Raw genomic sequence first — 20,136 nt, 5'->3', positions numbered from 1 at the left:
AGATACACGAAGGGTGACATGGATGTAACCCGTTAGACAGAGATTCAAGGATGAATCTTCTGTCTAACAAGGGATTTTGGTTACTTTGATCCCCTCAAAGTAACGTAATACCCACGCGTTATAAACTAAAGTCACGTAGCTAATTGTGGTTGTGACTATTCTTTTGAAAGCAAATTATATTTTCTGAATAAACAGCTCACGATCAAAACGATACTGCGGGAAGAACACACCATCTTTAGCACGTTCACCTGCACCAATCACCATCACTGGGTATTGCTGAGCATTTAATCCTAAAATCTTCTTCACCAAAGGTTCATCAAAACCTTCCATCATACAACTGTCAAAACCATAGGCACGTAAAGCCAAAACTAAGTTTTCACAAGCCAATGCTGTGGTTTTGCTCGCCCAAAGTTTTGCATCTGCTTCATTAAAAGCTGTTACAGGCAATTGTTTATCCAGTGTACGTGCAACTTTGAAAGCAACTTTCTTAAAGTTACCTAGGGCGTTGAAGTAACCAGTTTTATAGTTATAAGGAATAAACTTGTAATACTTCTGTACCGCTGCAGGTGCTTCAGGAAATGGAAATTCAGAAATATTCCGTTTTGCCATTTCATCTACACGGTCGGTACGCGCGACACAGACAATCAATTCAGCAGCAGTTTTTGCAGCTAGTTGCCCTAAGCAAGCTTTCACCAATTGTTTTTTCTTTGGAGGGTTCTGAACTACATAGAATGTCCACGGTTGTAAATTCGATGAATTCGGTGCAAGCAAGGCGAGGTCTAAGCATTCATCTAAAACGTCGTTTGGAATGGCCTTGTCGGTAAACTTACGTACAGAACGACGGCTTTGTACAACTTTTTTAAAATTCTCGATATCGATGCCTTCAGGCGCAGGCTCGTAGTAGCGTTTCTTTTCAGGTTTAGTTTCAGTTTGTGATACTACAGTCATGTGGAAACATCCAGTTTTTTAATTTAGAAAATAGATTGGGGCTGAGATGAAAAAAACCACCCAAATATGAGTGGTTTTTTAGTTCCATTAAAACATTAATTGAACTGAGAGAAGTCAGGTTTGCGTTTTTGCATAAAGGCGGCAACAGCTTCCATCATTTCTGGAGAGCCTACTCGATCCATGAAAATTTCAGCTTCATGGTCAATCCATGCCACGATTTCATCTACATTATGTTTCATTAATGCTTTTGATTGAACCAAAGATGCTAGTGGAAGTGCAGATAACTGTGCTGCTTTTTTCGCAGCTGTCGCATAAGCATCTTCTTCAATGCTATTGACCAAATTTGCTGAAAGCGCTGTCGCACTATCAAACTTCTGAGCGGTTAAGAGTAATTCAGCCGCTTTATGGTAGCCGGCTTGTTGAACCAATAGCTTGCTCGATGCACCTTCAGGCGATAGACCAAGGCTCACAAACGGAATTTGGAATAGGGCAGTATTGTCGCTGTAGACAAGATCGCAATGAAGCAGAATCGTAACACCAATCCCAATGGCAACACCGCGAACCGCAGCGATCAGCGGCTTAGAAAATTGAGCAGCAGATTTTAATAAAATAAAAGGTGCGCCTTCTGCAGCTGGAGCTTGTCCTTTTTGAGCAGCAGATTTCATAAAATCTTGCATGTCATTGCCCGCACTGAAGTCCGCATCTTGACCACGGAGTACAACTACACGCACTGAAGAATCCTGATCAGCTTCATCTAATGCTTTGGCAATCCACAGATATAATTCTGTATACAGCGCGTTCTTCGCCTGAGGTCGGTTAATGGCTAAGGTCAGTACGCCATTGTCCAAATTCGCATTCAAATGTTCATGGGGTTGTTGAATACAGCTCAGTGTCATCGTACTATCCTTGCGTAAAAGTTTCGTTTTGATTTTATGCTCGACATTATGTCGCATATTTCAGCCTGTGGCACAACTGCTCAGTTCATAAAAAGTTTGATTTGATATGAAATATACATTTGATTATTTGGTTTTCATTGGGCGTTTTCAGCCGTTCCATTTAGCGCATTTGCAAACCATTAAAATTGCCTTACAACAAAGTCAATATGTGCTTCTAGCGCTTGGTTCGGCGCAAAATGAACGTAATATCAAAAATCCATTTTTAGCGTCAGAACGTGAGCAGATGATCCTGTCGAATTTTTCAGAGCAAGATCAGAAGCGAATCAAGTTTGTACATGTGATTGATGTATATAACGATGAAAAATGGCAAAAGTTAGTCAAATCTTTGGTGAATGAGGTGGTTGAAACGAATGCAAAAGTCGGTTTGATTGGACATTTTAAAGATGATTCTTCTTATTATTTAAAATTCTTCCCCGAATGGGAAATGGTTGAGCTGGATAGTCTAGAAGGGGCGATCTCTGCGACACCGGTACGCGAGGCGTATTATCGTGGTGAAATTCAGCATGATGCTTTTCCTCAAGGTACCGTCGAATTTTTGCAAAAATTTCAACAGACAGACATTTATAAACAACTTCAACACAAATTTATGACTCAGGATAAAACAAATCTGCTATAAAAAAACGCTAAAATTTCTAGCACTACAATGGAGCAAAAAAATAAACGTTGTAGTGATTTTAGGCTGTGTTTTATTCAGGAGAAAAACATGAATTTGCGTCACGGAACGTTAGCAAAATATATGGGAGCCTTCGCTTTATGCTGTGTATTGCCCCTACATGCTGCTGAATGGACGCTAACGCCTAATAGTCAGGTCACATTTGGCATTAAATCTGTGGGGCTGTCTATTGTAGAAGGGCGCTTTAATAAGGTTCAGTCGAACCTTAAGTTTGATCCTGAAATTCCACATAAAGGTTCAGTGCATTTAGTGTTAGATGTAGATAGCATTAGTTTTAGTAACCCAAGCTTAAAGGGATTAATCTTGGGAAGTGAATATTTTGATGCCGCTGAATTTAAGCAAGTGAAGTTCGTCAGTAAACAAATCGAACCCGTGGCTTATGCGAAATATATGATTCGAGGGGATCTCACCATTCGTGGTATCACTAAACCGGTGATCTTCGATACTACACTCACTCCAAGTCCGCAAAATCCAAAAGTGTTGGATGTTCAATCTTTAGCAACCATTAAGCGTAGTGATTTTGGTATGCGTAAAGCACTGGGTGGTGTTGGTGAGCAAGTATTGATACAGCTCAAAGGCCAATGGCGGCTTGAATAACCGCAGTCTTAATGGGTTTAACACATATGATCATTGGCATGTTGCAGCACAACAGCAGTCAATTTTTGTAATTGAACAGATTGTTGGTTCCAATGATGCCAATACAAAGCTAGATCAATACTGAGTTCTGTTGAAAGCTCTATCAATTTTCCTACTGCCAATAAGTCTTTGCTTTGATAGTCGGGTAACCATCCATAGCCCAAGCCCATCGTAATGGCATCAAAAAATGCCGTTGAAGAGGGAATGAAATGATGCGGATATTGTGAAGGATTGAGTCCGAAATTTTTCTGAATCGATTGCGTATGCAGGTCATCTTTCTCATTAAAAATCAGTGCAGGTGCAGCCCTTAACGCACTTCGCGTCACACCTTGACCGAACCATCTTTGGATAAAATCAGGAGTTGCTACAAAGCGATAATGCATTTCTCCCAGATATTCTGCAACGCAGCCTTTCATGGCTTCTGATTCTGTTGTGACACAGGCATTGACCAGTCCTGCTTCTAATAAATGATGTGTTTGTGACTGATCATCGACCTGAAAATGAATCACGATTTTTTCTTCAATTAAGAGGTCTTTGAGTAGCGGAAGCAGCCATGTTGCAAGTGAGTCAGCATTGGTTGCAATATTGACTCGATAGAAAGCATTCGCCGTTTGTCCTGTTAGATTTTGCAGAAAATTATGTTCTAGTAATTTGCTGTGTTGTAGATAATGCAATAAAGATTGGCCTGCGAGTGTTGGGCGGCAGGGCCGTTCACGCACAATGAGTACATGACCTAATTTCTTTTCTAAGGTTTGCAGCCTGAGCGTGACCGCAGATGCCGTAATGTTTAAACGTAGTGCCGCTTGTTCAAAGCTTCCTGTTTCTGCAACTGCAAGAAATGCTTCACTATGTTTGCTTTGTAACATGAGTCACCTATGAGCATTAGAAATTCTATAAACTAAGAAAAACTTAGTTATATTGATATTTATTTATAAATACTTATTTTTAGCAATAAGCTTGGATAATAGCAACATTCATTTAAAGCTTTGAAAGTGTAGTTAAAAATGTTGCACAGTTATATGCAAGGGCTCGCAATTGGATTTAGCCTAATTATCGCGATTGGTGCGCAAAATGCGTTTATTCTCAAGCAGGGGTTAAAAAAGCAGTATGTCTTTTGGCTCTGCGCTATTTGTGCTGCTTCTGATTCGATACTCATCTTACTAGGTGTGCTCGGATTCTCTCAATTGGTTGAAAGTCATCCGGAAATTGTGAGTGGAGCGAAATATTTGGGCGCAACGTTTTTAGCAGTTTATGGAGCACAGCATTTTCTGCAAGCCTTTAAAACTTCGAGCAGTTTAGCGCCCAGTGAGAAGAATGAAACAAAATTATTGAAGTTGGTACTGATTTGCTTGGCTTTAACGTGGTTGAATCCACATGTATATCTCGATACGGTTGTGTTGATTGGCTCTATTTCCACGAAGTTTGAGTCGACCGCTGTATATTTTGCGATTGGGGCCATCACAGCCTCTTGGGTATTCTTCTTTGTCCTCGGATTTGGCGCGCGCTATTTGTTACCGCTCTTCCAAAGTGCAAAGGCATGGAAAATTTTAGACTTTATTATTGGCGTTGTGATGTGGGGAATTGCAATTTCATTATTGCTCTAGTTATATGTCCTCATTAAATTTGAGCCCATTCCTAAAGGAGCGGGCTCAAATCATTAATTTTATGCAGCTTGTAATGCTTTTAAATCTTCTAAGACTTGTTCTGCATGGCCTGCAGCTTTGACTTTACGATATTCTTTTACCAGCTTTCCATTATGGAAAATAAAGGTTGAGCGTTCGATGCCCATAACCTTTTTGCCATACATATTTTTTTCTTTAATCACATCGAAATGCTGACATAGCACTTCTTCTTTATCACTGATTAAATCAATGCTTAGATTTTGCTTTTCAGTGAAGTTTTGATGGGCTTTAACCGAGTCACGAGAAATACCGTAGATTGGGGTATTAAGCGCATCAAATTGATCTTTTAAGCATGAAAACCCAATGGCTTGCGTCGTACATCCCGGTGTTGAATCTTTAGGGTAGAAGTAGATGATCAGCCATTCATTGTTTAGTTCTGCAAGGTTGACTTTACCTGAGGTGGTTGGGAATGTTTGATTTGGTAAGCTAATTTCAGTCATGAAGAATATCCTTTTTAATGTTTTATCCCTAAAAGGGCTTAAACAAAGTATGTGAAATATGACCATCATACAGAATTTACTTTGAACTTAAAGCAATAAAAAAGCCTGCAAATGCAGGCTTTTTTGAGACGAAAAATTATTTTTTCGCTTGAGCAGATTTCATTGCTTCTTCAGTTAAAGTTTTTAATTTACCTGTTAACTGAGGGCCGAAACATGCTTGAAGGTCTTTATTTTGTTTTTGAACAAAAGCGAGTGTTGCAGGACTTTTCTTCTGGTTGATTGTGCTTTGGATTTCCCATTTTTGAGCATTGGTTAAACGACCATCTGCTTCAACAGCACAAGTACAGTATTTGCTAACTTCAGCGGCAGTTAGTTTTTTACCTTTGCCTGTTTCTTCTTTACAAACATTAATTAACGAAGATTTAACGTTAGTGCTCTTATATGCTTGTTGAAGCTTTTCGTTGTCAGCGTGTGCAACTGAAGCAAACAATGCAGCTGCAGAGAAAGCAGCAGAAAGAATAATGTTTGATTTTAAATTTTTCATAAACCCTACCTTGTTATTTCGGTATGTAACGTGTCGGATCTTCAACACCTGCGTCAACGAAACCTTGTTTACGAAGACGGCAGCTATCGCATTTACCGCAAGCACGACCTTGGTCATCTGCTTGATAGCAAGACACCGTTTGACTGTAGTCTACGCCATGTTCTATACCTAAGCGAATGATATTTGCTTTGGATAAATGTAACAGAGGTGTTTCAAATTTAAGTGGTTTTCCTTCAACGCCAACCTTTGTTGCAAGGCGAGCCATGTTGGCAAATGCTTCGATAAACTCTGGACGGCAGTCTGGATAGCCTGAGTAATCAACTGCATTAATACCAATGACAATCGCTTCTGCACCAAAAACTTCCGCCGCAGCTAAAGCATAGGACAAGAAAATCGTGTTACGCGCTGGTACATAAGTTACAGGAATACCGGCTTGTTCATGATCAGGAACTTCAATGCTATGGTCAGTTAACGCAGAGCCACCTAAGTTACCTAAATCTATATTAATGACACGATGTTCTACACCAGCCAGCTTAGTTAACTCACGAGCAGCATCTAGTTCTGTCGTAGAACGTTGACCATACATAAAACTTAAGGCAATACATTCATAACGTGCTTGAGCCCAAGCTAAACAAGTGGTTGAGTCTAAGCCGCCAGACAATAAAACTATGGCACGAGGGCGCATATGCATTACTCCAAATAATTCTTTAAAACTTAACGACCAGTTTCATCGTTCCAAAGCAATTTATGTAATTGCAATTGGAAGCGAACAGGGAGATGGTCTTCTAAAATCCATTGTGCTAAATCACGTGCAAGCTGAGGCAAACTAACAGCACCTTTTTCAACGGCAAAGGCCGGAGAGAACCAAATGGTGCTGACTTTTTCGTTTAGCTTATAGCGCTCAACTTGCTGTTTTGACCATTCATAGTCTTCACGATTACAAATCACAAATTTGATCTGATCATGCGCTGTTAAATGGTCGAAGTTGCTAAGCAAGTTTCGTGCAACTTCACCCGATGTCGGGGTTTTTAAATCCATAACCTTTGAAACACGTGGGTCAACTTTAGACACATCTAAAGCACCGCTGGTTTCTAAAGAGACTTCGCAGCCTAAATCGGCCAGACGAGTCATGAGGTGAAGGGCGTTCGGTTGAGCAAGCGGCTCACCACCCGTCACGCAAATATAAGGCGTTTTAAAATCTAAAGTGGTTTGAATAATTTCTTCTAATGATTGGCGTTCACCGCCTTCAAACGAATAGGTTGTATCGCAATAAGTGCAACGTAAAGGACAGCCCGTCAAGCGGATAAAGACCGTAGGCAAACCTGCAGTATTGGCTTCACCTTGCAATGAATAAAAAATCTCCGTAATACGTAAACCCGCAGACGGATCAGAAACAGGAATAGCGGAAGATCGAAGGGTACTCATAACAAAATTAACCAGATATAAAAAAACAAAAAATCTCTACGATCATTGCTAACCGTAGAGACGAGGAGCGATAGAGGCTCCACGGAACATGAATGCTCCGCTGAAATAAAGACTTAGTCTTCGCGTAATAATTCGTTCAAGCTTGTTTTCGCACGAGTTTTCGCGTCAACTTTTTTCACGATTACTGCAGCGTAGAGGCTGTATTTACCGCATTTAGACGGCAAGCTACCAGAAACCACAACAGAGCCAGCAGGAACACGACCGTAATGGATTTCGCCAGTTTCACGGTCATAAATCTTAGTCGATTGACCAATGAATACGCCCATTGAAATCACAGAACCTTCTTCTACGATCACACCTTCAACGATCTCAGAACGCGCGCCGATAAAGCAATTGTCTTCAATAATTGTTGGATTCGCTTGAAGTGGTTCAAGAACACCACCAATACCAACACCACCAGACAAATGTACGTTTTTACCAATTTGTGCACATGAACCAACGGTTGCCCATGTATCAACCATAGTACCTTCGTCAACATATGCACCGATGTTTACATAAGAAGGCATCAATACGACGTTTTTCGCTTGGAATGAACCTTTACGCGCAACAGCAGGTGGAACTACACGTACACCAGCAGCTTTAAATTGTTCTTCAGTCCAGTCAGAGAACTTAGTGTCAACTTTGTCATAGAAGCGTAAGTCACAAGCTTCCATTGGTTTGTTGTCGTTCAATTTGAATGAAAGCAAAACGGCTTTTTTCACCCATTGATGAACAATCCATTCACCATCAATTTTTTCAGCAACACGTAATGTACCGTTATCTAGGCCAGCGATCACTTCTTCTACTGCTGCACGTACTTCAGCAGGACAGTCAGCTGCAGTGAAATTAGCACGGTCTTCAAACGCTTGTTCAATGATTGTTGAAAGCTGAGACATGTTCTTCCATCCAGAAAAAAATTTTCCAAGATTTTACACTAAATCGAGTTAAAAATAGATGGTAAATCGGCCTAGGATCGGAATTAATTATTAAGCAAGCACTAAAACCAAGAAATTAAGAGTAATGAATTTAGCATTTTCATAAGGTTTGTATAAAAAATACGCAAAATATACAGAATTGTTCCTTAACATCATTATTATATTTAAAAAAATGAAACAAAAACTCTTTATTAATCAATATTAAAATCTAAATGTATCAAAAGTTAACAAAAAATCAGTAAATTTGCATAAATGTTGAGCTGTGTTTCCTTTTAACATGTGCCATATAACAAGTCTGTAAAATCTGAATAACAGTTTATTTTGAGGAGAAACACATGAAATCATTACGTTTATTAACAGTAGCTGCTCTACTTACTGCTGCAGGTACTGCAATGGCAGATACCTCTGTAGTTCATGATGGCTATGCATTTGATCAAAACCAACTTATCCCAACTGGCGCTCGTCTAGAAGTGGGTACGACTGGTTATGGTGGTGCGTTACTTTGGACTGCGAACCCATACGTCGGCCTTGCATTAGGTTATAACGGTGGTGATATTTCATGGTCTGATGATTTATCTGTCGATGGCGTAAAATACGACATGGATATGGATAACAAAGTTGGTTACTTAAATGCAGAAGTTCGTCCTTGGGGTGCAAGTGCTAATCCATGGGCTCAAGGTCTTTATGTTGCTGCGGGTGTAGGTTATATCGACACTGAATATGGTTTGAAATCTACAGCGAAAAGCGGTGAAATCGAAATTGATGGTAAAGAAACTTCTTTCGAACGTCTAAACGGTAAAGTGTCTTACGATAACGATATCGCACCATACCTAGGTTTTGGTTTTGCACCAAAATTAAATAAAAACTGGGGCGTATTCGGTGAAGTAGGTGCTTATTACACTGGTAACCCAACTGCAAAATTAACGGCTGTTGGTGGTACTGCTGCTGACCGCGAATTACTTGCTGACCATGAACGTAGCATCGAACAAGATGACAAATACGAATGGCTTCCAGTAGGTAAAGTAGGTGTGAGCTACCATTGGTAAGTTATTACTGAAATAAAAAAACGAGCTTCGGCTCGTTTTTTTTGTTTTTAGAATGCGTTTAAAATCTGTGACCAAATTTCAAACCATAGATCATGGCATCATTGTCTGAGACACTTGCAAGACCTGAAATATGAGATGTTTCAGTATTCGATGGTTTTGAGAGCTTCATATAATACAGGCCAGTCGCTAGAAAATTGTTCGGGTTAAATTTATACATCATACCTAAACCTAAACCTCGATAGCCATCACTTGGGTTTAAGGTAGACGCCGCATTTCCTGTCCCGTTGTCCCAAATAAACTCTGCAGCAGCGAGCCAACTCGGATTCAATTGATGTGCAATCCCTAACTTTCCTGACCATTGATCTTTCTGATATTCCACCAATTGGATATCAGCTAAATCACGGTATTGTGGATCGAGTGCTGCGTATTGAAGCACGGCATTAAACTGCGGTGGCTGAATGTTGAAATCTTTCCAATTAATCCACCGAACTGTGCCATATACAACATTGTGTGGGCTAATGGCTGTTTGAAATTCAAAATTGACGCTTTGTGGCGTTTGAATGGAGGTATGGGTGTCTGGTACTAATTGAAAAGGACCATTTGAATATAAAGTTGATTCAGAGGTCTTGGTGTCATGTTTGATTTTTGAACGATAGGTTAGGCTGGTTTTAATAGCGTATTCAGGGATTTGATAACTGAAACCGAGCAGCCATCCGAGCGCTTCATCTTGTTTAAAGTCGGCATGGTATCCATTGAGAGCTGCATATTGTTGCCCAGATATTTTTAAATCACCTTTAAATGTTTGTAGGCTCAAACCGCTATAAATATTCCAATTTTTATTCGGCTGATAGCCCACCAATCCAGTTAAGTTATGCGTTCTAAAGTTAATATCGGCACTTTCAATATCGATATTTGAGCCATCTGGTAGGCGAGGGCTATATTGATAACTGATATCGGTATGAAAGGGTTGCTCATAAATCACCCCCGCAGAAATATTTTCATGTGGTTGAATTTTGAGTGCCAATTTCCCAGAAAATTGTTGATGAGCGAGATTCCCTGTAGAAAAATCAGTGATGCCCAATTCACTGATTAAACCTTGGTTTTGAACTTTGCCGTCCACTTGAGCATCGACATAAGCGAAACTGGCTTCAGTATAATTTCCAGGCTCAAGAAAGGCCGAGATCGATTGATCTGAGTTTTCTATTCCTGCTGCATACATGATCTGTATGGGGCAGACGATACCGACTGCCACTGCGACGAATTGATTTTTCATAAATATGGGTCGGAAGTAATAAGGTTTTAATTTTTATTGTGTTGGATGTATTTTAATCAAAATTAAAAATAAAGCCAAGAAAACTTAGATAAAATATGTGTTTACCAAAAAAAGAGGACAGTAGGTGTCCTCTTTAATTCGTCAATTGGCCTATCATTCTTCTGGGTAAGCGACTTTTTTCAACGCTTTGATGTCAGCATCTGGTGAACATAAAGAAATAAACTCATAGCCATAACCGCGTAGTAAATGTCCTTTGCGAACAGCAATCCAAGTGGTATTGACCCCAAAAATATCGGTTGGAATTTGTTTTAAACGGTAGTCACGTTCTGGGTCGTATGCTACATCGTTGACAATACCAACCCCCATATTGAGTTCAACATAGGTTTTAATAACGTCTGCATCAAGTGCGGACATCACGATATCAACATCAAAGCCTGAATCTTCAAAGGCTTTATCAATTTTTGAACGACCCGTAAAACCACCGTGGTAAGTAATAATTGGATAGTTCGACAAATCTTCAATGGTGATATTTGATTTTTGGGTCAGTGGATGCTCTTGTGGTGTGATGATACTGTGTTGCCAGTTATAGTAAGGCACACTTGCAAGGTTATCTTCGGTGGTTAACGATTCGGTTGCGATCCCAATATCCGCTTCACCTTGAAGGAGCATTTCTGTAATTTCAACAGGGCTTGCTTGTTGCAAAATTAGATGAACTTTTGGAAATTCTTTTTTAAATTGGTTCACAATCGGCGGCAAGACATAACGCGCTTGCGTATGTGTAGTCGCAATCGTTAATGTCCCTTCATCCACTTTGTTAAAGTCATCTGCTAGACGTTTAATATTGTCTGCATCTACAAGCATGCGTTCAACGATACCCAATAATGACTGGCCTGGTTCGGTTAGACCGAGTAAACGTTTACCTTTACGGATGAACAGCTGTACACCAAGTTCATCTTCTAGATCTTTGATGTGTTTACTCACGCCTGACTGCGAAGTGTAAAGTGCAGCAGATGCTTCTGTTAAATTAAAATTCTGACGTACTGTTTCTCGAATAATTCTTAATTGTTGGAAATTCATAATTTTATTTTACCTTAAAAGCAAGTGGGGCTTGTGACGGCCCCAACTTTTTGTTTTATGCAACTTGGTTTTCAAATAAATGCAAGTTTGTTGCACTTAACCATACCGTTTGATTTGGGCGGAATTGATGCGCTTTCGCTTCATCAGCCGTTAATGAAATTTCGATCAGATTGCCTTGGCGGTCATGCAGTTCAGCAATGACTTTACCTGCAATCCAAAGCTCACGTACAAAAGTCGCTTGGATGGCATTTTCTTGCGGCTGTGCATGAATACGCAGTTCATCCGGACGAGCAAAGGCAATGACATTGCCTTGCGGTGCATTGGCATTTTGTGGCAACAAAATTCGGTCTTCACCAATTTGAATAAGGCCATTGCTATTTTGACCTTCAAAACGGTTGGCTTGACCTAAAAAGTCAAATACAAACGGTGTTGCAGGTTTTTCATAAACTTCACGTGGCGAGCCAATCTGTTCTACGTTGCCTTTATTCATCACAATGATTTGATCGGCCACTTCAAGCGCTTCTTCTTGGTCATGGGTCACGAAAATAGAGGTAATGTGGAGTTCGTCATGCAAGGTACGTAACCAGCGGCGTAATTCTTTACGAACTTTGGCATCCAATGCACCAAAAGGTTCATCCAGTAATAACACACGCGGCTCAACCGCTAAAGCACGTGCTAGTGCAATACGTTGACGTTGACCACCTGAAAGTTGAGCAGGGTAACGGTCAGCCAAGAAACCAAGCTGAACAAGATCAAGCAAACGAGTAACCCGTTTTTTGATTTCCGCTTCAGATGGACGTGTTGCACGTGGGCGTACGCGTAAACCAAAAGCAATGTTGTCAAATACGGTCATATGGCGGAACAGTGCATAATGCTGGAATACAAAACCAACTTCACGTTCACGGACGTGAACTTTAGTGGCATCTTCACCTTCTAGAATGACTTGACCGCCATCGGCAGATTCAAGACCTGCAATGATACGCAATAGGGTAGTTTTACCACAGCCAGATGGGCCAAGCAGCGCAACGAGCTGACCATCAGGGAAATCTAAAGAGATATTTTTAAGTGCATGGAATGCACCAAAGTGTTTTTCAATATTTTTTACTTGAATACTCATGAGGTCATTCCTTAAGAAACTTGTGAATCTTCTTTACGCTTGTCTTGTCGTTCCTGACGTAGTTCAACCCATGTTTTTAAAATCAGGGTCACAATCGCCAAGAGCGCTAATAGTGAAGACACAGCAAAAGCAGCACTAAAGGTATATTCGTTATAAAGGATTTCTACGTGTAGGGGTAAGGTGTTGGTTTCGCCACGAATGTGACCTGAAACCACAGAAACAGCACCAAACTCACCCATTGCACGTGCATTACAGAGAATCACGCCGTAGATTAAGCCCCATTTGATATTTGGAAGTGTCACTTTCCAGAATGTCTGCCAGCCTGAAGCACCCAAGACGATTGCCGCTTCTTCTTCCTCAGTCCCTTGAGCTTCCATTAATGGAATCAACTCACGTGCCACAAAAGGAACGGTAATAAACACAGTGGCAAGGACAATGGCTGGAACGGCATATAAAATTTTGATGTCGTTATCCATCAGCCAGCCGCCTAACCAACCTTGAGTACCAAAAATCAATACCAACATTAAGCCAGCAATAACTGGAGAGACTGAAAATGGCATATCAATAATCGTGGTTAAAATAGATTTACCACGGAAATTAAACTTGGCAACAGACCATGCCGCAGCTACACCAAAGACCACGTTTAGCGGTACGGCAATCACAGCTGTTAGTAATGTTAGTTTCACCGCAGATAATGTGTCTGGATGAACCAGTGCTTGGAAGTAAACGCCAACACCTTGTTTAAAGGCTTCAACGAAAACCAAAACCAATGGCAGAATCAGGCAGCTTAAGAAGAAAATTAAAGCAATGATGATCAGGGTATAACGAACCCATGTCGGTTCACGCGTTGCATCACGCGACTGTAATTTTTCCGCAAGCGCATTACTGTTCGTATTCATCGTGCAGTTCTCCCTGTACGGCGACTCGCCCATGCTTGAACCAAGTTAATTAAGAATAAAATGGCAAAAGAAATCACCAGCATCACGACTGCAATCGTGGTCGCGCCTGCATAATCATATTCCTCAAGACGAGAGATGATCATCAATGGCGCAATTTCAGTTTTGAAGGGTTGGTTACCTGCGATAAAAATCACCGATCCATACTCACCCACACCGCGTGCAAAGGCCAAAGCAAAACCTGTTAACAGCGCAGGAAATAGAATAGGTAAGATCACTTTGGTCACGATCTGAAAGCGATTTGCGCCCAGTGCCGAAGCTGCTTCTTCAAGTTCAGTTTCTAGATCACTCAGTACAGGCTGTACAGTACGAACCACAAAAGGAATACCAATAAAAATGAGGGCCAAGGTAATACCGATCGGGGTATATGCGACTTTAATGCCAATGGGTTCAAGGTACTGACCGATCCAACCAGTCGGTGCATATAACGAAGTTAATGCAATACCAGCAACGGCAGTTGGCAATGCAAAAGGTAAATCAACCAATGCATCGACAATACGTTTACCAGGGAAGGTATAACGAACCAAGCACCATGCTAAGAGTAAACCAAAAACCACATTAACTAACGCAGCAATAATGGCGGCACTAAAACTCAGTTGTAACGATTTTAAAATACGTTCTGAGCTTAAAATCTCCCATAGTCCATCCCAACCGATACCTAAAGATTTAATAAATACGGCCGAAAGGGGGATGAGCACAATTAAGGATAAATACGCTAGGGTAAAGCCTAGAGAAAGACCAAATCCTGGCAGCACTCGGGATCGCTGCGACATGATGACTCCTCAAAATGAGAAAAGCTGACTTAAAAGGTCAGCAAAATTGAATAAATGATTTTGCGACAAGCTTAAAGCTCAGTACTTAAAAAGCAAATTGAAATAAATACTTGTTTTCATCAGTAAAGCTGATATGTTTCATGTGGTTTTCTGAAATTAAGTAATTGAAAATTTCAGGAAACGGTCCAAAACCTGATGCAACATTAATGTGTCCTACAGCGCCCATATTCACAGGGTAGAGCTTCCAAGCACCTGCAAGTTGTTTTGCATCTTCAAAGCCAAGCCAAGGATCATTTTCACTAATCAACATCGTTGTCGGCACACGAATACTTAGCTGATGAAAAAAAGCTTTGTAATCCGTTGTACTGTCGCGTGCAAAGCCGTTTTCTCCAAAGCGAGCTGGATTGGCTGGCGCAACCAAAACTAAATTTTTGATTTTTTTATTGAGTTCTGGATGCAAGGCCAATGCTGCCACCGTGGTTAAACAACCAAAGCTATGCGCCACAATTTGAATTTCACCCTGTAAAGGTCGTACGGTTTGAACGAATTGTTTAATCCAGTCTTTTAGTACAGGGTGATTCCAATCCTTTTGCTGAACACGAGAGCTAGACATGAGCTGACGTTGTAACCAAGATTGCCAATGTGCGTGTTCACTACCGCCTACACCCGGGACAATTACTGTATGTGTCATGTCAAGTTCTCCTGATTCAGTCAATGAATGGTCTTATTTTCCATTGTTGGCTTTGACGATTTGGTCAAACACGCCGCCATTTTCAAAGTGTGCTTTTTGGACTTTATCCCAACCACCAAATTCTTTATCAATGGTGACGAGTTTAAGTGGCTTAAAGACTGATGCGTATTGTGCAAGCGTTGTAGGGTTACGTGGACGGTAAAAGTTCTGAGCTGCGATTTGCTGACCACGTGGTGAATAAAGGAAGTTTAAATAACCTTTGGCTAAATAAAGATTGCCTTTTTTCTCTGCATTTTTTTCTAGAACAGCAACAGGTGGCTCAGCTAAAATTGAAAGTGAAGGGGTTACAATTTCAAACTTACCCGGCTGTTCACGAATCGCTAAATGTGCTTCATTTTCCCAAGCCAGCAATACATCACCAATACCACGTTCAGCAAAGGTCGTAGTCGAACCACGTGCGCCTGAATCGAGTACTTTGGTGTTTTTATAAATCTTACGGACGAATTCTTGAGCCGTTGTATTATTACCACCCGCTTGATGTTTTGCCCAAGCCCACGCAGCTAAATAGTTCCAACGCGCACCGCCGGAGGTTTTCGGGTTTGGGGTAATAATACCTACACCTGGTTTAACCAGATCGCCCCAATCTTTAATCGCTTTAGGGTTGCCTTTACGGACTAAGAACACAATGGTTGAGGTATATGGCGTTGAGTTTTGTGGAAGTTTCTTTTGCCAATCTGCAGGTAAAAGTTTGGCTTTTTCTGCAATCACATCAATATCCGCTGCAAGTGCTAAAGTCACCACGTCGGCATCTAAGCCATCAATGACGGCACGTGCTTGTTTACTTGACCCGCCGTGAGATTGTTTAAAATTAATTTTTTGACCTGTACGGCTTTCCCAATATTTACTGAAGTCTTTATTCACACTTTCATAGAGTTCACGCGTTGGGTCGTAAGATACGTTTAAAAAGTCTTTTGCAGCTGCGCCAAAAGAAACTGTCGAGATGACGGCAGCAAGAACACCCAATTTTAATTTTGCGGAAATACTCATGTGAACCTCAATAATTTTTACTTTGTCTGTAACATGGGGGAAGAATAGCGCCAATCTTTATGCATAAAAAATAATTAAAAACGAATTTTATATGAATAAAAAAGATAACAAGTGTGTCTACGAAAAAAAAGCATCGACCTTATGCGAAAGGAAGATGCTTTCCGGTTTTTAAAGCATTATTTGGAATTATTGGTCTTCACGATTTGGTCAAAGACGCCACCATTTTCAAAATGTTTTTTCTGCACTTTGCTCCAACCACCAAACTCTTTATCAATAGTCACTAATTTTAAAGGTTTAAAAACATTTTTATATTTTGCCAGTACCGCAGCATTACGTGGACGATAATAGTTCTGTGCTGCAATGGTTTGACCTGCAGGTGAGTACAGATAATTTAAATATGCTTTGGCTAAATTTTCATTGCCATCCTTCTTGGCATTTTTTCTACAATCGCAACAGGTGGCTCGGCCAAGATAGAAAGTGAAGGGGTCACAATCTCAAACTTACCCGGCTGTTCACGAACTGCCAAATGTGCTTCATTTTCCCAAGCCAATAACACGTCACCAATACCACGTTCAGCAAATGTAGTTGTTGCACCACGTGCGCCTGAGTCGAGGACTTTGGTTTGCTTATAAATTTGACGGACAAATTCTTGGGCTTTTGTATCGTTGCCACCTGCTTGATGTTTGGCCCAAGCCCACGCTGCTAGATAGTTCCAACGCGCACCACCCGATGTTTTTGGGTTCGGGGTAATAATGTCGACACCTTGTTTAATTAAATCGCCCCAGTCTTTGATGCCTTTCGGGTTGCCTTTATGCACTAAGAACACAATAGTCGATGTATACGGCGTTGAGTTTTGCGGAAATTTCTTTTGCCAGTCTTTTGCAACTAAACCACGTGCAGCAATTTCATCAATATCTGCAGCCAAGGCCAAAGTGACGACATCGGCATCTAGACCATCAATAACTGCACGAGCCTGTTTACCTGATCCACCATGAGATTGTTTAAAGTTAATGTCTTGGCCTGTGGTTTTTTTCCAGTAAACACTAAAGTCTTTATTGAAGTTGTCATACAATTCACGGGTTGGATCATATGACACATTTAAGAAATCTTTGGCAGATGCACTGAATGCTGTGGCAGAAATGAATGCAGCCAAAACTCCAAGTTTTAATTTAGATAGATTCATGTTGTCCTCAATTTTTATACATGTTTTGTTGGATGAGGCAAGAATATCTGTAGTTTTTATGCAGAAAAAATAATTAAAAAAGAATTTAATATGAACAAAAAAGAAATATATGCTGAACGATTATTTTTTAAAATAAAGAGATGTAATTGGGATGACGACGTATGCAGTGTTTTAAAAATGCGCAGCAAATAGAACAAGTTGATTTACTTGATCGAGCCTTTCACTATGGCGATGGCTGTTTTAGCACGGCACGAATTCGCCAAGGACAAATAGAACTTTTAGCTTTGCATATTGCACGATTAAAACTGAGTAATGAGCGATTAAAGCTAAATGCAGATTTAAGCCTCATTGAAGCCACTTTAAAATTGTTACGTAAACAAGATGTCGTCAATGGCACTTTAAAAATTGTGTTGAGTCGTGGTATCGGTCAGCGTGGCTATAGTTTACCTGAGCATCCAGCAGAAGTTTGGGTGTTTTATTACCCCAAAGCTGTTGCGGATTTTGAGTACGAAACTGTCGAAAGTGGTGTATTACATCAAGCCATTGGGTTAACCATGCCAAGTTTGGTGGGCTTGAAGTCCTTAAATCGATTAGAACAAGTCATGCTTAAAGCAGAGTTGGATCAAACCCCATGGGGGGAGGCTTTGGTGACGGATGTGCAAGGTACAGTTGTCGAAGGTGTGAGCAGTAATTGTTTTATTCGTACAAATGAAGGATGGATTACGCCCGAACTTCGTTATAATGGCGTGCATGGTGTCATGCGTGCAGAAATTTTAAAACGGATGCAGCAGCATCAGACTCCATGTACTCAACGTCACGTCAATATGGATGAAATTCCGCATTTTCAGAGTGTTTTTTTCTGCAATGCTTTAAGTCCCATGAAAATTGCATCAACTCTGAATGGAGTTGAGTTAGATGTTCAAGCTTGTATTGAACTTTTCCGAACACTTCAATTAAGTCAGATTCGTTAATATGTCCACCGCGTCTAAAAAAACAAATAAGAAAAAATCTGCCAAAGCAGGTTTTCCATTTAAAGCATGTTTGGTTGTGCTACTTGGTATCGTTGTACTTGTGGCGATCTTACTGTGGTCGAGTTTATTTAAAGCCTATCCCGTGGAAGGCAAAAAGCAAATGTTGGCGATTGGTGCAGGGGATACCTATTCAGGATTTATTGACCGACTGGCCAAAGAGAAACAAGTTCATTTTCCTATTATTTTGAAGTTGTACCAAAAGTTCATGATCAATGACACCCTGAAAGCGGGTGTATATGAAATTCATGAAGGCATGAGCGTACGTGAAGTCATGAAACTGATTTCTAACTCTGAAAATGCGCAAATGAATCGAATTTTAGTGATCGAAGGGACGACATTTAAGCAACTGATAGATGCTTTAAAAAATGACCCTTTGGTGACGCATGACATCAGTCATTTACCGTATGCAGAAATCTTAAAAGAGCTCGGTATTCCGTATTCACACCCTGAAGGATTATTTGCACCGAATACGTATTTCTTTGCAAAAGGCGAGTCTGATCGCAAAATTTTGAAGGATTTGTATAACCGACAAATCAAAGCCTTAGATCAGGCTTGGAACAATCGAGCTCAAAATTTACCGTATAAAGATAAATATGAAGCCTTGATCATGGCATCGATTATTGAAAAAGAAACCAGTATTGATAGTGAGCTTGAACAAGTGTCTGGTGTGTTTGTCCGTCGTTTACAGCAAGGCATGCGTTTACAAACGGACCCTACGGTTATTTATGGCATGGGTGATAAATACCAAGGCAATATCACTCGCCAAGATCTACGTACACCTACAGCATATAATACGTATACGATCAATGGCTTACCGCCTACACCGATTGCTTTGCCGAGTCAAAAAGCAATTGAAGCCGCGATGCATCCAGATGCGTCAAATAACATCTATTTCGTGGCAACAGGTAACGGTGGTCATAAATTTAGCAGTAATTTGTCAGACCATAACCGAGCGGTACAAGAGTATTTATCGGTAATTCGTGCGAAAAATTGAGGAGTGAGCATGTTTATTAGTTTTGAAGGCACGGAAGGTGTGGGTAAAACCACGTTGATTCGTAAACTACATGAGCATTTCCAACACTTAGCAAAAGATGTGGTATTAACCCGTGAGCCGGGTGGTACACCTATGGCAGAGCAAATTCGCTCACTGTTACTTTCGGTGAACCACGAAGAAACCATGAGTAATGATACTGAATTATTGCTGATGTATGCAGCACGTGCACAGCATTTAGAAGCCGTGATTCTCCCAGCGTTGGCTGCAGATAAAATCGTTTTATGTGACCGTTTTACAGATTCGAGTTTTGCATATCAGTGCGCAGGTCGTGGTTTGGACCGAGAAAAACTGAAAGTTTTAAATGACGGTTTTGTGGCGCGTATGCCAGATATTACCTTTTGGTTAGATGCACCGATTGAAACGGGGATGTTACGTGCGCGTGAACGTGGTGCTTTGGATCGATTTGAGCAAGAGAAAGCAACGTTCTTTGAGAAAGTGCGTTCAGGTTTTGCTGAAATTCATGAAAATGAGCCTGCACGCATGAAGCGCCTCGATGCGACGCAAACACCTGAACAGGTTTTTCAACAGGCATTATTGCATTTGCAACAGATCTAAAATGCCATAGTAATCTTTAGGTATTTGATTTAAAAATCATTCATAGCATAAGTTA

At 40.6% G+C, this 20,136-nt stretch carries 22 protein-coding genes and 1 pseudogene; 7 read left to right on the top strand and 16 right to left on the bottom strand.

Annotated features, from left to right (window positions below; all coding sequences use genetic code 11):
- Positions 1-174: 174 nt before the first annotated feature.
- Positions 175-948 (bottom strand): nitroreductase family protein, encoded by a 774-nt coding sequence (locus tag FTU16_RS06760; RefSeq protein WP_180162958.1) that lies wholly within the window; start codon positions 946-948, stop codon positions 175-177.
- 95 nt (positions 949-1,043) lie between these two features.
- Positions 1,044-1,844: an enoyl-CoA hydratase-related protein gene (locus FTU16_RS06755; protein WP_180162957.1), complete on the bottom strand. Its 801-nt coding sequence runs from the start codon at positions 1,842-1,844 to the stop codon at positions 1,044-1,046.
- A gap of 106 nt (positions 1,845-1,950) precedes the next feature.
- Here FTU16_RS06755 and FTU16_RS06750 point away from each other — a divergent pair, with 106 nt between their 5' ends.
- Both FTU16_RS06750 and FTU16_RS06745 read left to right on the top strand, forming a co-directional pair.
- Positions 1,951-2,520, top strand: a complete 570-nt coding sequence (locus FTU16_RS06750; protein WP_180134987.1) for a nicotinate-nicotinamide nucleotide adenylyltransferase — start codon at positions 1,951-1,953, stop codon at positions 2,518-2,520.
- 87 nt (positions 2,521-2,607) lie between these two features.
- On the top strand, positions 2,608-3,174 hold the full coding sequence (locus FTU16_RS06745; RefSeq protein WP_180162956.1) for a YceI family protein: 567 nt from the start codon (positions 2,608-2,610) through the stop codon (positions 3,172-3,174).
- Positions 3,175-3,191: 17 nt separating this feature from the next.
- On the opposite strand, the gene FTU16_RS06740 is transcribed toward FTU16_RS06745, so the two are convergent.
- The gene (locus FTU16_RS06740) at positions 3,192-4,079 is read right to left on the bottom strand and encodes a LysR family transcriptional regulator ArgP (RefSeq protein WP_180162955.1); all 888 of its coding nucleotides are present in this window, start codon (positions 4,077-4,079) and stop codon (positions 3,192-3,194) included.
- Positions 4,080-4,217: 138 nt separating this feature from the next.
- On the opposite strand from FTU16_RS06740, the gene FTU16_RS06735 reads away from it, so the two are divergent.
- Positions 4,218-4,817 (top strand): LysE/ArgO family amino acid transporter, encoded by a 600-nt coding sequence (locus FTU16_RS06735; protein ID WP_180162954.1) that lies wholly within the window; start codon positions 4,218-4,220, stop codon positions 4,815-4,817.
- Between the two features lie 59 nt (positions 4,818-4,876).
- Here FTU16_RS06735 and FTU16_RS06730 read toward each other — a convergent pair whose 3' ends face one another.
- From FTU16_RS06730 to dapD, 5 genes are all read right to left on the bottom strand, one after another.
- Positions 4,877-5,335, bottom strand: a complete 459-nt coding sequence (locus FTU16_RS06730) for a peroxiredoxin (RefSeq protein WP_180162953.1) — start codon at positions 5,333-5,335, stop codon at positions 4,877-4,879.
- Between the two features lie 136 nt (positions 5,336-5,471).
- Positions 5,472-5,879 carry a hypothetical protein gene (locus FTU16_RS06725; protein WP_180111167.1) on the bottom strand — a complete coding sequence of 136 codons (408 nt, stop codon included), beginning with the start codon at positions 5,877-5,879 and terminating at the stop codon, positions 5,472-5,474.
- A gap of 13 nt (positions 5,880-5,892) precedes the next feature.
- The gene (gene queC, locus FTU16_RS06720; protein WP_180026884.1) at positions 5,893-6,564 is read right to left on the bottom strand and encodes a 7-cyano-7-deazaguanine synthase QueC; all 672 of its coding nucleotides are present in this window, start codon (positions 6,562-6,564) and stop codon (positions 5,893-5,895) included.
- Positions 6,565-6,593: 29 nt separating this feature from the next.
- The gene (gene queE / locus FTU16_RS06715) at positions 6,594-7,304 is read right to left on the bottom strand and encodes a 7-carboxy-7-deazaguanine synthase QueE (RefSeq protein WP_180162952.1); all 711 of its coding nucleotides are present in this window, start codon (positions 7,302-7,304) and stop codon (positions 6,594-6,596) included.
- 113 nt (positions 7,305-7,417) lie between these two features.
- Entirely contained in the window at positions 7,418-8,239 is an 822-nt protein-coding gene (gene dapD / locus FTU16_RS06710) for a 2,3,4,5-tetrahydropyridine-2,6-dicarboxylate N-succinyltransferase (protein WP_078190347.1), read from the bottom strand.
- A gap of 374 nt (positions 8,240-8,613) precedes the next feature.
- On the opposite strand from dapD, the gene carO reads away from it, so the two are divergent.
- On the top strand, positions 8,614-9,324 hold the full coding sequence (gene carO / locus FTU16_RS06705) for an ornithine uptake porin CarO (RefSeq protein WP_180023341.1): 711 nt from the start codon (positions 8,614-8,616) through the stop codon (positions 9,322-9,324).
- 58 nt (positions 9,325-9,382) lie between these two features.
- On the opposite strand, the gene FTU16_RS06700 is transcribed toward carO, so the two are convergent.
- From FTU16_RS06700 to FTU16_RS06665, 8 genes and pseudogenes are all read right to left on the bottom strand, one after another.
- A complete protein-coding gene (locus FTU16_RS06700) occupies positions 9,383-10,597 on the bottom strand; it encodes an OmpP1/FadL family transporter (RefSeq protein ID WP_180162951.1) in 1,215 nt (404 codons plus the stop codon).
- A gap of 153 nt (positions 10,598-10,750) precedes the next feature.
- The gene (locus FTU16_RS06695) at positions 10,751-11,674 is read right to left on the bottom strand and encodes a CysB family HTH-type transcriptional regulator (protein ID WP_180009951.1); all 924 of its coding nucleotides are present in this window, start codon (positions 11,672-11,674) and stop codon (positions 10,751-10,753) included.
- A 55-nt stretch (positions 11,675-11,729) separates the two neighbouring features.
- Positions 11,730-12,791 carry a sulfate/molybdate ABC transporter ATP-binding protein gene (locus FTU16_RS06690; protein WP_078190344.1) on the bottom strand — a complete coding sequence of 354 codons (1,062 nt, stop codon included), beginning with the start codon at positions 12,789-12,791 and terminating at the stop codon, positions 11,730-11,732.
- Between the two features lie 11 nt (positions 12,792-12,802).
- Positions 12,803-13,690, bottom strand: a complete 888-nt coding sequence (cysW, locus tag FTU16_RS06685) for a sulfate ABC transporter permease subunit CysW (protein ID WP_078192018.1) — start codon at positions 13,688-13,690, stop codon at positions 12,803-12,805.
- Complete coding sequence (cysT, locus tag FTU16_RS06680; protein ID WP_078190342.1) at positions 13,687-14,520, bottom strand: sulfate ABC transporter permease subunit CysT; 834 nt, start codon at positions 14,518-14,520, stop codon at positions 13,687-13,689. Before cysT ends, cysW begins: the two co-directional genes overlap by 4 nt.
- 85 nt (positions 14,521-14,605) lie before the next feature.
- Positions 14,606-15,211 (bottom strand): alpha/beta hydrolase, encoded by a 606-nt coding sequence (locus FTU16_RS06675; protein ID WP_180162950.1) that lies wholly within the window; start codon positions 15,209-15,211, stop codon positions 14,606-14,608.
- 33 nt (positions 15,212-15,244) lie between these two features.
- Entirely contained in the window at positions 15,245-16,258 is a 1,014-nt protein-coding gene (locus tag FTU16_RS06670) for a sulfate ABC transporter substrate-binding protein (protein ID WP_180162949.1), read from the bottom strand.
- 176 nt (positions 16,259-16,434) lie between these two features.
- Positions 16,435-17,441: pseudogene (locus tag FTU16_RS06665) on the bottom strand (sulfate ABC transporter substrate-binding protein).
- A 161-nt stretch (positions 17,442-17,602) separates the two neighbouring features.
- Here FTU16_RS06665 and pabC point away from each other — a divergent pair.
- From pabC to tmk, 3 genes are read left to right on the top strand one after another with little or no spacing between them, the layout of a single operon-like run.
- The gene (gene pabC / locus FTU16_RS06660; protein WP_180162948.1) at positions 17,603-18,412 is read left to right on the top strand and encodes an aminodeoxychorismate lyase; all 810 of its coding nucleotides are present in this window, start codon (positions 17,603-17,605) and stop codon (positions 18,410-18,412) included.
- Position 18,413: 1 nt separating this feature from the next.
- The gene (gene mltG / locus FTU16_RS06655; RefSeq protein ID WP_180162947.1) at positions 18,414-19,466 is read left to right on the top strand and encodes an endolytic transglycosylase MltG; all 1,053 of its coding nucleotides are present in this window, start codon (positions 18,414-18,416) and stop codon (positions 19,464-19,466) included.
- Between the two features lie 9 nt (positions 19,467-19,475).
- The gene (gene tmk, locus FTU16_RS06650) at positions 19,476-20,081 is read left to right on the top strand and encodes a dTMP kinase (protein WP_078190336.1); all 606 of its coding nucleotides are present in this window, start codon (positions 19,476-19,478) and stop codon (positions 20,079-20,081) included.
- Positions 20,082-20,136 lie beyond the last annotated feature (55 nt).

This window comes from Acinetobacter sp. YH12069 (assembly GCF_013419675.1).
In the GTDB taxonomy this organism is placed as follows: domain Bacteria; phylum Pseudomonadota; class Gammaproteobacteria; order Pseudomonadales; family Moraxellaceae; genus Acinetobacter; species Acinetobacter amyesii.
Note: the sequence above shows the minus strand (reverse complement) of the source record. Positions and strands in the feature narration are given on the sequence as shown.

Excerpts from the sequence above, each read along its gene's own strand:
- cysW (WP_078192018.1), bottom strand. The coding sequence starts at position 13,690 with ATGAATACGAACAGTAATGCGCTTGCGGAAAAATTACAGTCGCGTGAT.
- FTU16_RS06730 (WP_180162953.1), bottom strand. The coding sequence starts at position 5,335 with ATGACTGAAATTAGCTTACCAAATCAAACATTCCCAACCACCTCAGGT.
- tmk (WP_078190336.1), top strand. The coding sequence starts at position 19,476 with ATGTTTATTAGTTTTGAAGGCACGGAAGGTGTGGGTAAAACCACGTTG.
- FTU16_RS06675 (WP_180162950.1), bottom strand. The coding sequence starts at position 15,211 with ATGACACATACAGTAATTGTCCCGGGTGTAGGCGGTAGTGAACACGCA.
- FTU16_RS06735 (WP_180162954.1), top strand. The coding sequence starts at position 4,218 with ATGTTGCACAGTTATATGCAAGGGCTCGCAATTGGATTTAGCCTAATT.
- FTU16_RS06725 (WP_180111167.1), bottom strand. The coding sequence starts at position 5,879 with ATGAAAAATTTAAAATCAAACATTATTCTTTCTGCTGCTTTCTCTGCA.
- FTU16_RS06740 (WP_180162955.1), bottom strand. The coding sequence starts at position 4,079 with ATGTTACAAAGCAAACATAGTGAAGCATTTCTTGCAGTTGCAGAAACA.
- carO (WP_180023341.1), top strand. The coding sequence starts at position 8,614 with ATGAAATCATTACGTTTATTAACAGTAGCTGCTCTACTTACTGCTGCA.
- queE (WP_180162952.1), bottom strand. The coding sequence starts at position 7,304 with ATGAGTACCCTTCGATCTTCCGCTATTCCTGTTTCTGATCCGTCTGCG.
- FTU16_RS06670 (WP_180162949.1), bottom strand. The coding sequence starts at position 16,258 with ATGAGTATTTCCGCAAAATTAAAATTGGGTGTTCTTGCTGCCGTCATC.
- mltG (WP_180162947.1), top strand. The coding sequence starts at position 18,414 with ATGTCCACCGCGTCTAAAAAAACAAATAAGAAAAAATCTGCCAAAGCA.
- pabC (WP_180162948.1), top strand. The coding sequence starts at position 17,603 with ATGCAGTGTTTTAAAAATGCGCAGCAAATAGAACAAGTTGATTTACTT.
- dapD (WP_078190347.1), bottom strand. The coding sequence starts at position 8,239 with ATGTCTCAGCTTTCAACAATCATTGAACAAGCGTTTGAAGACCGTGCT.
- queC (WP_180026884.1), bottom strand. The coding sequence starts at position 6,564 with ATGCGCCCTCGTGCCATAGTTTTATTGTCTGGCGGCTTAGACTCAACC.
- FTU16_RS06755 (WP_180162957.1), bottom strand. The coding sequence starts at position 1,844 with ATGACACTGAGCTGTATTCAACAACCCCATGAACATTTGAATGCGAAT.
- cysT (WP_078190342.1), bottom strand. The coding sequence starts at position 14,520 with ATGTCGCAGCGATCCCGAGTGCTGCCAGGATTTGGTCTTTCTCTAGGC.
- FTU16_RS06760 (WP_180162958.1), bottom strand. The coding sequence starts at position 948 with ATGACTGTAGTATCACAAACTGAAACTAAACCTGAAAAGAAACGCTAC.
- FTU16_RS06695 (WP_180009951.1), bottom strand. The coding sequence starts at position 11,674 with ATGAATTTCCAACAATTAAGAATTATTCGAGAAACAGTACGTCAGAAT.
- FTU16_RS06700 (WP_180162951.1), bottom strand. The coding sequence starts at position 10,597 with ATGAAAAATCAATTCGTCGCAGTGGCAGTCGGTATCGTCTGCCCCATA.
- FTU16_RS06750 (WP_180134987.1), top strand. The coding sequence starts at position 1,951 with ATGAAATATACATTTGATTATTTGGTTTTCATTGGGCGTTTTCAGCCG.
- FTU16_RS06745 (WP_180162956.1), top strand. The coding sequence starts at position 2,608 with ATGAATTTGCGTCACGGAACGTTAGCAAAATATATGGGAGCCTTCGCT.
- FTU16_RS06690 (WP_078190344.1), bottom strand. The coding sequence starts at position 12,791 with ATGAGTATTCAAGTAAAAAATATTGAAAAACACTTTGGTGCATTCCAT.